The following is a 13,953-nucleotide window of genomic DNA, read 5'->3' as shown; positions in this document are numbered from 1 at the left end:
ACAATTGAAAAGATTAATCATTTAAACTCAGATACGAGGAGTAAAAACACAATGTCAAAATTTGAATTACCAAAACTTCCATATTCGTATGATGCTCTTGAACCCGTCATCGACAAAATGACCATGGAAATACATCATACAAAACATCATCAGGCTTATGTTACAAATTTAAACAAAGCCGTTGAAGGAACCGAGATGGAAGGTAAAAGCCTTGAAGCCTTGATGAGCTCGATATCCAAATATCCGGTTGCCGTTAGAAATAATGGTGGTGGACATTTCAATCATACCTTGTTCTGGAACATTATGAAACAGGGTGGCGGAACCCCTTCAGGTGCTCTTCTTGAGGCAATAAATTCCACTTTCAATTCAGTAGATGAAATGAAAGAGAAATTTAACAATGCCGCAATGACACGATTTGGATCAGGCTGGGCATGGCTGGTCGTGGCCGGTGGTAAACTAGTGATCTCGTCCACTCCAAATCAGGACAACCCGCTAATGGATGTAGCAGATGTAAAAGGTACACCAATTCTCGGTCTTGATGTTTGGGAACATGCTTATTATCTGAAATATCAAAACAGAAGAAATGAATATGTCGGCAACTGGTGGAATGTTGTGAATTGGGATGAAGTTGCAAAACGATTCTCCGAGGCAAAATAATAAAATTTCAGTCCCGGTGTCAAAGCCGGGACTCACTTAAATCCTGAATATAATGCTACCGATTTTTCCCCTTTCTCTCGTGGTCTACCCGGGTTCAAAATATCCTCTTCACATCTTTGAAGAGAGGTATAAAAACATGGTTAAGTATGCAATTAAGCTGGGTGAACCCTTTGGTATAATTGTATATGAGAACAAAACCCTTGGCAGAATTGGCACAAAGGTCAAAGTTGAATCGATCACAAAAAATTATCCTGACGGCAGTTTCGACATAGTGATTCGCGGTGAAGAACGGTTCATACTAAAAACAATGCGTGAAAATATTATCGGATATTTCGAAGCAGAAGTTGACAAGTATGAAGATATGATTACGGGCACTTATAGCGAGTTGGAAGAAGAAATGATAGCCGCATTCAATATTGTGCTTGAGAAAGCCAAATATGATCCGGGAGACAACTTTTTCCTTAATCTGAATGAATGCAAATTTAAATCTTTCAAAATTGCAGAAAAAGCCGGTCTGACTCTCGAACAACAACAATCATTGATAACGCTGCAAAATGAGGGGGAAAGAATCTACTTTCTGATTGAACACCTTAAGAAACTTGCGATTGAGCTGGATGAAAAAGAGAGCATGCGACAAATCATGCAAAATGACGGATACCTGAATTAAAAAAAAAATCCCGGTTTGTGCCGGGATTTTTAATTTTATAGTGTTGCCTTCAGTTTAAGCCTGTTGAGAGCCCGCTCCAAAGCGGCTTCTGCACGGGTAAAATCGATATCAGGATCGGCTTTATCACCTAATCGTTTTCTCGCTCTTTCCGCAGCTTTTTCAGCTCTCTCAATGTCGATATCAGCTACATTCTCTACTGATCTCACCAGAATAAGCACTTTATTTTTTAAGACTTCTGCAACTCCGTTGGAGACAGCGTACACTGTTTCTTCACCGGCTGCAGTTCTGATTTTCATCCGTCCAACTTCCAAAGTACTTATAATTGGGGCATGATTGAAAAGAATCTGAAATTCACCTGCCGAACCGGGAAGCGTTACCGAAAGGACATCCCCTTCGTAAGCCTTCTTCGACGGCGTCAAGACCTCCAGATAGAACTCTTTCATTACTGGCTCAACTCTTTAGCTTTTTCAAATGCTTCTTCGATCTTACCAACATACATAAATGCCTGCTCAGGAAGATCATCACATTCACCTTCAAGAATTGCCTTAAATCCGGCGATGGTATCCTTCAATTCAACATATTTACCTTTTATACCGGTAAACTGTTCAGCGACATGGAACGGCTGGCTAAGGAATCTCTGAATACGGCGGGCTCTTCTTACAACAATCTTGTCCTCGTCAGACAATTCATCCATACCAAGAATGTTGATGATATCCTGAAGATCCTTGTACTGCTGTAAAACTTCCTTCACTCTCTTTGCCGTTGCATAATGTTCATCACCGATGATTTCAGGAGTGAGAATTCTGGAAGTTGAGTCAAGAGGATCAACTGCAGGATAAATACCCAATTCGGAAATCTGACGACTTAATACAGTGGTCGCATCAAGGTGAGAAAATGCTGCTGCTGGGGCAGGATCAGTCAAGTCATCTGCAGGCACATAGATTGCCTGAACTGATGTAATTGACCCTTTATCTGTAGAAGTAATTCTTTCCTGAAGAGCACCCATCTCGGTCGCAAGTGAAGGCTGATATCCAACCGCCGAAGGCATTCTGCCGAGAAGTGCCGATACTTCCGATCCAGCCTGTGTAAACCGGAAAATGTTATCGATGAACAGGAGTACATCTTTTCCTTCTTCATCACGGAAATACTCTGCAAGAGCAAGACCTGTAAGACCAACGCGAAGACGGGCTCCGGGTGGTTCGTTCATCTGACCGAATACAAGCCCGGTTTTGTTGATAACGCCTGATTCACTCATCTCGAGATAAAGATCGTTACCTTCTCTTGTTCTTTCACCCACACCGGCAAATACCGAGTAACCGCCGTGGTGCGTGGCAATATTGTTAATAAGTTCAAGGATTACAACGGTTTTTCCAACCCCGGCACCACCGAATAAACCGGTCTTACCGCCTTTTGAATAGGGTTCAAGCAAATCGATAACCTTGATTCCGGTCTCGAGCATTTCAGTACTGGTGGAGAGAGTCTTGAATTCAGGAGCAGGTCTGTGGATTGGATAATATGTATCAGTTTCAAGTGGACCTTTACCATCAATTGGCTGACCGATTACATTAATCAATCTTCCAAGAGTGTTTGGTCCGACAGGCACCATGATCGGTTTGCCGGTGTCATAACAGATCATACCACGAACAAGTCCGTCAGTCGTGTCCATTGCCACAGCTCTTACTTTATCTTCTCCAAGGTGCTGCTGAACTTCTACAATCAACTCTTCGCCGTTTTCACGGGGTATTTTTACTGCGTTTAAGATTCCAGGAAGATGGTTGTTCTCAAACTGGATATCAACTACAGGACCAATTACCTGTATAATTTTGCCTTGAAGCGCCATTTTTTTCCTTATTTTTTAAAATCCGAATTACAAATTTACTATTTTTTTTAATCTTTTTCAATCCGGCGTTAACAGCTCAGCAAAAGATAAAAATAAAATTCACCCTAATTGTCTGTGGATAACCTGAATCTGACAATTCTGTTACCGGGTTTATCTACAACATAAAGAATACGATCATAATGTGCCACTCCTGCCGGTGATGCAAAATTCTGGGGACCTCCCACCTTTTGCAAAATACCGCCAAAGGAATTGAATCTGTAAATGGAGTCCTTTCCGGTATCTGCCACATACATGTTCCCGGATCTGTCAATTGCCACATCAGACGGTGCCGTAAATTTATTGATCTGCATCAGATCCGAACCACCTTGAGGAGAAAGTTTCAACTCGTATTGTTCACCAAGAGAACTGACTACATAAGTCAGCCACTGCACACGGAAACTGTTCTCTCCGGTCAGGGTTAATATAAAATCGATATTTCTTTTATCAAAAGCTATGAGGGATGATATTCCGTTTGCAGAAAGAATACCCGTTCCGTTAGGATCAATCGCCGGAAGTCTTCCAATCAGAGTATCTTTACCTGAAACTGATTTTTGGAAGGATAAAATTGAGTTATCGGGATCAACAACACTGGTATTGTTTGGCCCTCTTCTCGATATATAGAACCAGTTGTGATAGAATACGGAAATACCTGTGTATGAAACTCTGAGATCAGAAGAAGAGATGCCACTGCCCGGACGGGGTAACAATCTTGTTACGGGTGCAGATCCGAGATTATGACCTCCAGCCACCATATTAATTTTGTATACCGCATCAATTGAACGATTAACTCCATCCAAAACAGTATCCAGTTTTGCAATAACAATCAGATTAAGCTGGTAATCCTGTTCAATCTTCAATGGTTTCGGAAGCGTCAGAGTGCTGAGCACATCACCGTTCAAATTGAGCATAACCACACGATTGTTATCTGTGTCGGTCACATAAATAAAATAGTCTTTTCCGATTATAATGTCGGTAGGTGCATTGAATCCGGTCCAGTCAGGGGTAATTTTAATATAGACAGTATCACCGGAAACATTTCCGCCTGTTTTTCCGGAATCAAATATTCCGAGGTCAAGCTTTTCTCCGCATCCGGCGAAAAGAAATAGTAACAAGAGGTTTACAAAAAGTATTTTCTTCATCTTACAACCCCAAAATGATGGAAAGTCTGTGAACTGCACCGAGACGGTCAAAATTTACATAGGCATAATCAAAGGTAAATTTTGCCATCGAAATAGGGAGATTCAAACCGGCTCCGAAACTGTAATTCTGTTCCTCAACATTTATCTTGTATCCGCCTCTTAAGAGTAAGGAAAATCCGGTTGAGGGCTCCTTGAAGGAATATTCTGCACCCAAAGATAAATTTTCGCTGTTATCGTTAGGATGATTCAATTGTATACTTGTTGTCACTCTGTGTTGCTCCGTTTCGTAGGGCTCAAATGCAAATCCGAGCCTGAACATGGTTGGAGGAGAAAACTCCTGCCAGGTTGATTTGGTTATGTTACCCGACAGAGTAACATCCCCGCTCGGAGCAAGCTGACTTCCAAAATTGGAAAAAGAAACCGCAAATCTGGATGAGCCAAGCCCGGTCCAGTAATAAGTTCCAAGATCAACCAGCACACCACGCATTTTCAATTTGTCCAAAGTCTCTTCCATATACTTGACTGTTGCACCAAAACTAAACTTATCGGTCATTTTTCTGGCGTAACTAAGAGATATTGCCAAATCGGAAAATGTAAAATAGGCACCTGTTCCCATAGGAGCAAACTCGGTGGTAACCTTCATGTCTCCGGCGGAAAGTGAGGTAAGTGAGACTCCGATGGCGTCATCACCGGTTATGTGATAGACTGCCCCGGCGAAGTTATGCTTGACCCCTACAAGCCAGCTATTGTGTGAAAACATGACCTGGTTATCATTGAACTGAACCAGTGCCGCAGGATTCCAGTAGAGTGCGGATGCATCATTACCTACTGCAACGAAAGCGTCTCCCATAGCTGAGGCTCGTCCGCCGACACCGATCTTTAAAAATTGAGCTGTCGAGATACCTGCTCTTTGACCGCCTAAAACGGGGAAGAGCTGTCCGAATGACTCGCCAATTAAGAGAATTGTTATGAGTAATAGTGTTTTTTTCATTTTAAAACTTAAAGCTTACACCGAGTTTAATGTTGCGTCTTGTTAAATATCTGGCTGGGTTGAACGGATAAGGATTCAACGGTGCCTGAAGGTCAGGATAAAGAGGGTCATTCCATGTACCTGGAGTCGGATCACCTGCTTCGTAGGCTTTGCCTGTAGCAGGATTTATAATTGCCGAGTTTTTTGTATCCAAAATGTTGTTTACTTCAAGAAATACACTGAATCTAAAAGAACCGATTTTTACATATTTCTCAAAATTCATATCGATATAAAACCAGTTATCGGCGATCATTGTATATCTTTCGCCACGAACTGTTTCGTACTGAGGTCTTCCGTCAGCTTCGTAACTTCCGGTGAAAACTGCCGGAGTGTATCTTTTTCCTGACTGGAAAAAGAATCTAACATTAAAGTTATAGTCATCAAGAATTCCTTCACCAAAATCGAAGAGCGGTTCGCCCGGCGCCACAAAAAAGTTTGCACTCAGAGTTGCAGTGATGGGCCTGTCCCAAGGAGCATATTGTTCTTTTATCGACTCCTCGAGTGTTCCCTGTGCGATCAGGATGCCTTCATCAGCAGAAGAACTTTTACCCGTCACTTCAGAATATGAAAATACTGCACTTCCTCTGAACCACTTCCCTATTCTCTTCTGATATTCAAACTCCAAACCTCTCGAGCGTGCATAATCGGCATTCACATAGGTAGTAAATCTCTGGGATGCAAACCTTGGACTTGAAATTCTGGCAGTTCTTGTATTTATATAGTCAAAAATATCTTTGTAGTACGCAGTAACAGTGAGTACATCGTCATCAGTGAACTGTGTCTTTACCCCAAGTTCGTAAGCCACTGTGGTTTCGGGTTTCAGATTCGGGTTACCAAATTTCTGGAAGGAAGACTGAGAATTATATGGATCAAGTTTTGCATAAACAAACTGAGGCTTTGGCCATTTACTAAAATGTCCATATGAGAAAAACAAGGTCTGTGAATTTGTGATTGGATGCGAAATACCCAAACGAGGACTTAGTCTTGCCTTGAAATACCTGTCACCAAAAAACTTGAAACTGTCGTCGCGGTAATTTTGTCTTACCTGATCAGGAATAGTAACAACATCAGGATTTGCAACGGCATCGTCGACATACTTACCGGGGAACCAGAAATCGAGTCTCAAACCGAAATTAAGGATCATACCACCAAAATTGACATTATCCTGTGCGTAAATTGAACCGATCATGGGGTGAACTTTGTAAATATCATTGTTTAAACCAAGTGTTCCAACCCATGGCTGATAGATGTCGACAACCTGCATCTCCTGAAACTGGAGTTTAAAACCTGCTTTGAATTTGTTTTTCTCGTCGAAAAAGCTGGTCAGGTCACCTGTGATTGAGAACTCATCCAGATAGTGATCATGCCAGGTATAGGGATTACCTACATCCCAAAATCCATCACCGGGTATTACACCGATTGTATCTCTTCCAAGATTATAGTACTCTACCGGAAAGTTTGGTATATCTTTTGGCTGACGATACTGGGTCCAGTCCCTTCCATTGGCGTCAGTTCTCAAATTGGTGAGAAACTTGCTAAACTTGATTTCATAGAATGTTTTGGTATTCAGTGTATGTGTCAAACCTAATGTGTTGTAAATGTTTTTATGAGTGAAAACATTTGCATTTTCCAAAATATTCTGGAATTCATACTGATAACCGGGGCTGGGTTCCACATACTCGAGGTTCGATTGCAGTGACTGCGAATTCTGATTAATGGAAACAGATTGATTATATGAATAGGATATTTTGAAAGTTGGAGTAACCTTATATGTCACCTTACCTAAACCATACCAACTGTTTTCCATTTTAGGAGCAAACCTCGTTCCGAAGAATGTACTTGAATTTAGTGGTGCAGTTTTAGGTTTGAAATAGCCCTGGGTTATACCGTCAGAGAGACCCACATAAAGATTGGTAAAAAATGAAATTTCACCCGGAAATTCAATTCCAAGAGCAGGGAGTAAATATTTTGTAATCGGTTCAGGTCCCGAAAGGCTTATTTCAAAAATATCGATATTAAATACATGCGGATTTGATTTGTCGGCAAGATTGTCAGTTTTGTAGGATATGTAGCCATTAAATCTTTTGACACTTCCCTCTTTGGTCTTCACATTAACAATACCTGAGGTTGCCTGACCAAACTCGGCATTAAAACCGCCTGTAATAACTTCAACTTCTTCCAGCGAATTAGCACTGATCTGGAGTCCGAAGCCTGTTCCTGCAAGTGGATCCTGTACGGAAACACCGTCGAGCAGAAAGGCATTTTCATATGAGCGTCCGCCTCTGATATGCAGAGAATTATCATTTGAAACCACACCGGCCTGTTGAGCAATGATGTCAGTGACATTTTCAACGACAGCAAGTTCAATGTCTTCACTGGAAATGGTTTTCTTGCTCTGAGTTTCTTCAACATCCATCAAGGGCTTGTCACCGATAATTACGACATCCTGCGTAAGTGTCAATGAGGTCTCTTCGAGCTTCACATCCACAGTAGTCTTGGTGTTTGCGGTAACTTTTATTCCGGTTATCTGTGTAGTTTTATATCCGATAAAAGAAACTTCAACATTATATGAACCGGGAGGAACATTTTTTATCATAAAGCCGCCATTTACATCAGATGCGGCACCAAAGTAAGTACCCTTGAGTATCACATTCACACCGGGTAGTGGAGTTTCGGTTCGTTTATCAATTATTTTTCCACCTATGCTGCCATTTTGTGCAAATGTCGAAAGTGTAAATAACAGAAGAAAAACGGGTATCAGTTTTATCATGCTTGTTCCACTGTTCATAAATTTAGTCCAAATTCATCGAAAAGAACTTTTTCAAAGAGCTGACCGGCATTGGAATTGCCATTTAACTTGTTAAGAGGAAGTCCCATAAAAAAGAGATTTTTATTACCATTTATAAATCCTGCACTTCCCGGCAATTGTGTCCCGGATGATCTGTAGATTTGTCTTGCCAGGGTTGGATTGACAAAAAGTCCAAAATTACCAAGTATGGAAGAAGAAGTTTTAAGTATCGGGTATCCCGCATTTGCCGGATTCGAGAGATCCACTACAAACTCCAAACCACTTGTTAGAACAGTGACAAGATTTGAAATTGAGTCAACAGGTAAAAACTCACTCAGCGCAAGGATATCCGGAGCCGGATTTCTGGGAAACTGCATGGAGATAAACATTTTTCCGCCATTTGCAAGATACTTGTCCACTACATTTTGTGCAGCCTGTATGGAAGGATTGTTATCAGCGTACCAAACCACACAATCATAAAGTTTGATTGTCAGGAAAAAATTGTAGCTAAAGAACGGGATCTGTTTACCTGCTATATTCAAAGTATCGAACTTTCCTGCGAGAGCTCCACCCCTGACAGTGTTCAACTGACCGGTATAAAATGCAGTTACGTCATCGTTTGTTACATAATCGTCAATGAGCAACATCTTTCCAACAGGTTTTCTAACGAACCATGTCTTGTTGGGTCCCGGCATTTCGATGAATGGTGTTTTAGCACCCGAAATATCAACTGCCTGAACAAAAACCTTGTTGAAGCCATTCAACACAATCCCCTTAAGTTTTTGGGGGAAGATGTTGAATTCAGCTCCGTCAATCAAAATTTCAGTTTCGGGATTAGCAGAAACAAAATCTTTAACCCGAAGAGTTACGAGTCTGGTATTACCGCGGAGTTCAACAAAGTTAGCCTGATTCGTTGTATCATTCAAAACAATGTTAATTTTCTGGATCGACTCATCACCATCAAGATCAGAGGCTTTCCACTTAAATGTCATGACTGGCAATGATATTGTAGGCATTACAGTAAGTGTATCCCACGATATCTGGGGTGGGGTGTTTTTTATAGGAAATTTAAGTCTTGCGGGAGTAGGGTCAATTATCCCGATGTCGAAAAACTTTTCTCCGGCATCGTACTTCCCGTTTGCATTAGCATCAATAAATGGTTCAGGACCGTAATTGATCCCATTTTGAACAACACTGTTATCGTAAACTCCGTTGCCGGAATTATCAACAGAACTAACCTGGAAAAAATAGGAAGTATCTGCTGCACCAATCTGAAGAGCGAAAGTACTGTCGTTACGCGTGGTAAATGACCAGTTTTTTTCGTCCCAGCTTATGTAGTAACCCACAACCAGTCCATCCGGATCATCGCCCCACCAGTTTACAGTCAACTTGCTTGGTTGCTGCGATACTGTTGAATCAGGATACAGAAAGATATGGGTGTCAGGTGGCTTGTTTCCTATCAGTACGCCGGTCGCAGTGTCAGTACATGACGACAAACCAAACAGTGTAAAAACGGAAAATACGGTAATCAGTATTTTTTTATTGAGCTTCATACAAAAAATCCAGGGGAGGTCCTTGAACCGGACCTCCCAATGATTGAGAAATTTATTTCATTAAGATCATTTTTTTGACGGAGGATTTTGCTCCTGCGTCAATTCTGTAGATATACATTCCTGAAGGAAGAGCGGAAGCATTGAAATATACTTTGTAGTTTCCGGCTTCTTTGTATTCATTAATTATTGTCTGAACACTTCTTCCAAGAACATCAAAAATCTCCAGTTTTACATTCTCACCTTTTGGCAGACTGAATTCAATAGCTGTCGAAGGATTGAAAGGATTAGGATAATTCTGGCTGAGTGAAAATTCAGCAGGAGTCAGATTATCTTTGATGTCAGTAGTGTATCCTACGAAATCAGCATCTTTTCTTGGTGTGAGTTTGTAATTCGAAAATGAGAAATACAATACACCGGTCAAAGAACTGAATCTTGCGAGAGAATCCACTTGGATACCGGAAAGATTTGGTTCCCAGTTATTGTGATACTGATGATTTCCATCCTGGAGTTCAACTCTTGTACCACCTGAATTGTCATCAACAAGCATTTCACCGAAATTACCTGTGAGATCAGCGTTAGTTCTGGTGATTACAGGATTGGTATATTTGATCAAAACACTTTCGTATTTTTCAGCATCAACAACACCGCCTGCTTTTGCTCCAATTGTTCCTGTTGTTACAACAATCGGCTCAGGGGTTGGATTGTTTGTTGAATTGACTACGATAGCTGTTACTGAATCGAGACAGGTAACATTAAAATCTTCAACAACTTTGCCACTTACAGTTACGAGGTCTCCCCTCTTCAAGTTGAGAGCATCAAAACCTTTAACCCAGATACCTGACCATGGGGTGGACCCGTTCTGGATATAAACCCTGAGAGCTGTGCTTCCGAATCCCGGAATATCAGATGTATCAGCGGTAACAACACCACTAACGGTAACTCTGTAATTGTTGACAGCACTGAAACCGGAGCCATATGGACTGTACTGGACATCCTGTATTGTCAGAGGTCTGTTAAGAACCGGGTAAAACCATCTGTTTCTTGTAGTGTCAGCAGGATTCAAGGTTATTCTGTTTTCATTATCCTGTGCCCAGAAGAAATAGTCGACAACTGCGGAGTCTGCATCAACACCGGGAATTGTAGCTGAAAATGTGTTTGTGTCTGCGGTTCCACGAACGAGGGCGAGTTCGTTGTACGAACCCATGTTAACTCTGTAAAAGAGTTTTCCGGAAGTGATTCTTCCATCAAGATCCACTATTCTGGCTGATACTTCAACGGGTACATTTCTTGCAACAAAAGCGTTGTTTCTTGCAATATTCGAAATACTCGGAGGAGTTGCTCCAACCTTTATGTCACCGGGGTAAAGCGGAACGATATAATATCCGGTAGCTCTTGTGTGGACGACACCTCTTATATACTCAAGGAATGTTCCATCTGCAGGAGCATCGTAATCAGTTAGACCCGTAAGACGGTGAGCTCTTTTTGTAAAATAACCCGACTGATCATACATTTCCATGAAATTACCATTACCGTCATTGAAACGAAAAACGCCTGAAGAGTTGTTTCTGTCACTTGTCAAAACATTTCTGATAATGACATACATACCCTCATATTTTTCGCCTTCACCTTTAAGGACTCCGTTTTCCATAAAAGTTGTCATTGGCAGTTCGATTGGATCAGGTCTTTTTGTTGCCTGGGAGATAAACTCAACCGGAGTCGGGGGATTCACGAGCAGGTTTGCCTGAACTGTGTTTCCGGAAAATACCGAAAGAACAGCAGTAAATTCCCAAACCTGGGCAGTATCCACAAGGTCGAACCCTGAGTTCTGGTTTACTCCGGTAGTATCATTTTGTATAATTGATATACCGCCAAATGGGAGTCCGTTAGGATCCTGTACATATGCATACCAGCGTCCACCGGCAGCAATAACTCTTCTACGGTCAGTTGAGGGATCAACAACCGGTTTTACCGTAATCAAACCTCTGAGTCTTACGGTATCCCCTATGAAAGGAGAATACTCTGTCCCTGGTGATAATAATGAATCAGGAGTTGTTGTAATTTCCTGAATTGTTCTCAAAGGATATGGCTGACTGAAGCTATATCCGGCGAGTATGAAAACGAAAAGAAAAAGATATCTTTTCATATGTATTCCTTTTATTTGATAACTAAAAACTTGCCTGTTTTAATTTTACCTGTATCAAGATCTTTTACGGAGAAAAGATACAAACCGGTAGCAACTGCCTGATCCCCGTCAGAGATTAGATCCCATGCGTGTTCGCCACCCGACATGGTTTGTGTTCCACCGGGTGAAAAGTTCTGAAACCATCTTAGATCGTCACCATTGCTGTTTCCGTCATGATCCATTTTCTTGATAATATCTCCTGCAAGAGTGTAGATGACAATTTCTGCTCTTGCGGGCAAATTATAAAAATAAATTTTTCTCAATCTTTCGAAAGGACCATCCCAGTATGCGTTTCCGTAATACGGGTTTGGATAAACACCAATTTCAACATCCTCTTTTGATGTTGGTGTAGTGCCCGGAATGACTCTGTGAACATTAAAAAGGTAGCTTGATTCAAGACTTTCAATTCTGTTAACCGGATCACCTTTATCAAATGAGGAGACATTGAACAGGTATTGCCATCCGTTAAGAAGGTTATCAATCTCAAATTTGTACCAGTATTCTGTATTGTCATCTTCAAATTTGACGGGTTGATCGAGTCTTATACGACTGAATCCCGTATTAAAGAAGAGATCGTTACCGGTTGAATCGAATTCTGCCATTTTAACGAGAGCCTGAGCTTCGGTCGCGTTATTTTGAAAATCAAAACCTGCGTTAGAGCGATAAATTCTGTATCCTTCGAAATCTTTGTTTCCGGAGATTGGGTCGATACTCTGTTCTGAAGTTTTATCCCAGTAGAGGGTCACTTTATTACTTTGTGGGATTGCCACTACCTTTGGAGACACGGGAGGAGCCGGAAGGATGTAACGGGTAATTTTACCGTCACCATCGAGGTCTTCACCCGGATCGAGAACACCATTTCTGTTTTTATCTTCCCCGCTGTAAGCCCTCATTGCCCAGTCCGCATTAATAACAAGATTTTTTCTTTGTTCATCACTGTCGAGTGATGCAAGCTGATCACCAAACTTTTTGGCAGCCACCATGGCAAAAACGACATTTACGGAATCACCCGGAGCAAGTTTTTTAAAACTTCCCGCAGACAACAGTATAGATCTGTTTGAAGGAACTCTGAGTGTTTGAGGTGTAACGCCGGCATTGTAACGGGCATTCCCGCCAAAAAAGCCCTGCATTTTTACATATCGTTCCTGATCTGTTTGAGGAGCAAAGAAAAGCGGGTCAGCAGTATTTCTAAATTGCCAGTTCACATAATTTACGCTGTCGTGGCGAGTATCTGAACCTAAAAATTGAATACCCAAATAGCTGTCCGTAAACCCAATGTCACCGGTTGCATCGAATTCATAAGCTATATTTATGGAATCCATGAACCCGTTGCCACCTTTGTTGAAGAATGCCGATCCACCGGGCGATGTAATTTTAGTGTTTCTCACGACAGCATCTGTCCACATTCCGACATAAACGCTGTCCAGATATTTGTTGCTTACATTTTTGATTGTATAATTGAAGATAACGAAGAAATCAGCGAAGGGAAAGTTCCAGGCGTAGGTTTCAAGATGTACACCAATACCCAGGGGTGTATGTTCCTGAATTGGTTCTCCATTTTCCCACACGAGATTTGTATCAGAAAAGTCCATTACAAAATCCTGATGTGAAACGGCTTCAGGTTTGTAGTACCGTGAGGTTAGAAGGGAGGATCTTTCCACCACTCTGGATTCTTTTGCATTCGTAAATTCAAATCCACCTCCCCTTGCGGAAACTGAAGCAGCATCAACTGCACCGGTGGTTACGAAAGGACCAACTTTACCCGATCCCAGGGAATCATTGCTGATAAACCCTCCAACATAAAGACCACCGTCAAATATGTGTTCAATACCGCTTCCCTTTGGATACTCACCTGATGGCTGTTGTGGCCAAAGAGCGAAACCATGGCCATAAGTACCAAAATTTGTTATGGTTATGCCAAAATTTCCGATTGATGTGTATTTTGAATTATCGTCTTTTCTAAATGCGTTCAGTGACGGGATTTCTTGTTGTGCAAGTGCCAGAAATTGGAACACAATTGTGAGGGCTAACAGGTGTTTAATCTTCATACAATTTCAA

At 41.5% G+C, this 13,953-nt stretch carries 10 protein-coding genes; 2 read left to right on the top strand and 8 right to left on the bottom strand.

Features of this window, described 5'->3' with window-relative positions; genetic code table 11:
• Positions 1–51 precede the first annotated feature (51 nt).
• Both J0L60_08240 and J0L60_08235 read left to right on the top strand, forming a co-directional pair.
• Positions 52–657 carry a superoxide dismutase gene (locus J0L60_08240; protein MBN8546107.1) on the top strand — a complete coding sequence of 202 codons (606 nt, stop codon included), beginning with the start codon at positions 52–54 and terminating at the stop codon, positions 655–657.
• 52 nt (positions 658–709) lie between these two features.
• Entirely contained in the window at positions 710–1,324 is a 615-nt protein-coding gene (locus J0L60_08235; protein MBN8546106.1) for an LON peptidase substrate-binding domain-containing protein, read from the top strand.
• A gap of 35 nt (positions 1,325–1,359) precedes the next feature.
• Here J0L60_08235 and atpC read toward each other — a convergent pair whose 3' ends face one another.
• The 8 genes from atpC to J0L60_08195 form a co-directional block, all read right to left on the bottom strand.
• On the bottom strand, positions 1,360–1,767 hold the full coding sequence (gene atpC, locus J0L60_08230; protein ID MBN8546105.1) for an ATP synthase F1 subunit epsilon: 408 nt from the start codon (positions 1,765–1,767) through the stop codon (positions 1,360–1,362).
• A complete protein-coding gene (gene atpD / locus J0L60_08225; GenBank protein ID MBN8546104.1) occupies positions 1,767–3,164 on the bottom strand; it encodes a F0F1 ATP synthase subunit beta in 1,398 nt (465 codons plus the stop codon). Before atpD ends, atpC begins: the two co-directional genes overlap by 1 nt.
• 104 nt (positions 3,165–3,268) lie before the next feature.
• Positions 3,269–4,342: a hypothetical protein gene (locus J0L60_08220; protein MBN8546103.1), complete on the bottom strand. Its 1,074-nt coding sequence runs from the start codon at positions 4,340–4,342 to the stop codon at positions 3,269–3,271.
• A gap of 1 nt (position 4,343) precedes the next feature.
• Complete coding sequence (locus J0L60_08215) at positions 4,344–5,333, bottom strand: PorV/PorQ family protein (GenBank protein ID MBN8546102.1); 990 nt, start codon at positions 5,331–5,333, stop codon at positions 4,344–4,346.
• Between the two features lies 1 nt (position 5,334).
• Positions 5,335–8,160, bottom strand: coding sequence for a TonB-dependent receptor (locus tag J0L60_08210; GenBank protein ID MBN8546101.1), 2,826 nt, complete (start codon positions 8,158–8,160; stop codon positions 5,335–5,337).
• Entirely contained in the window at positions 8,157–9,713 is a 1,557-nt protein-coding gene (locus tag J0L60_08205; GenBank protein ID MBN8546100.1) for a hypothetical protein, read from the bottom strand. Before J0L60_08205 ends, J0L60_08210 begins: the two co-directional genes overlap by 4 nt.
• A 52-nt stretch (positions 9,714–9,765) precedes the next feature.
• Positions 9,766–11,856 carry a T9SS type A sorting domain-containing protein gene (locus J0L60_08200; protein ID MBN8546099.1) on the bottom strand — a complete coding sequence of 697 codons (2,091 nt, stop codon included), beginning with the start codon at positions 11,854–11,856 and terminating at the stop codon, positions 9,766–9,768.
• An 11-nt stretch (positions 11,857–11,867) separates the two neighbouring features.
• On the bottom strand, positions 11,868–13,943 hold the full coding sequence (locus J0L60_08195) for a hypothetical protein (GenBank protein MBN8546098.1): 2,076 nt from the start codon (positions 13,941–13,943) through the stop codon (positions 11,868–11,870).
• Positions 13,944–13,953: the final 10 nt, after the last annotated feature.

This window comes from Ignavibacteria bacterium (genome assembly GCA_017302895.1).
Classification (GTDB): Bacteria; Bacteroidota; Ignavibacteria; order Ignavibacteriales; family Ignavibacteriaceae; genus UTCHB3.
The sequence above is the reverse complement of the archived record's forward strand: the minus strand, read 5'-3'. Positions and strand labels throughout refer to the sequence as shown.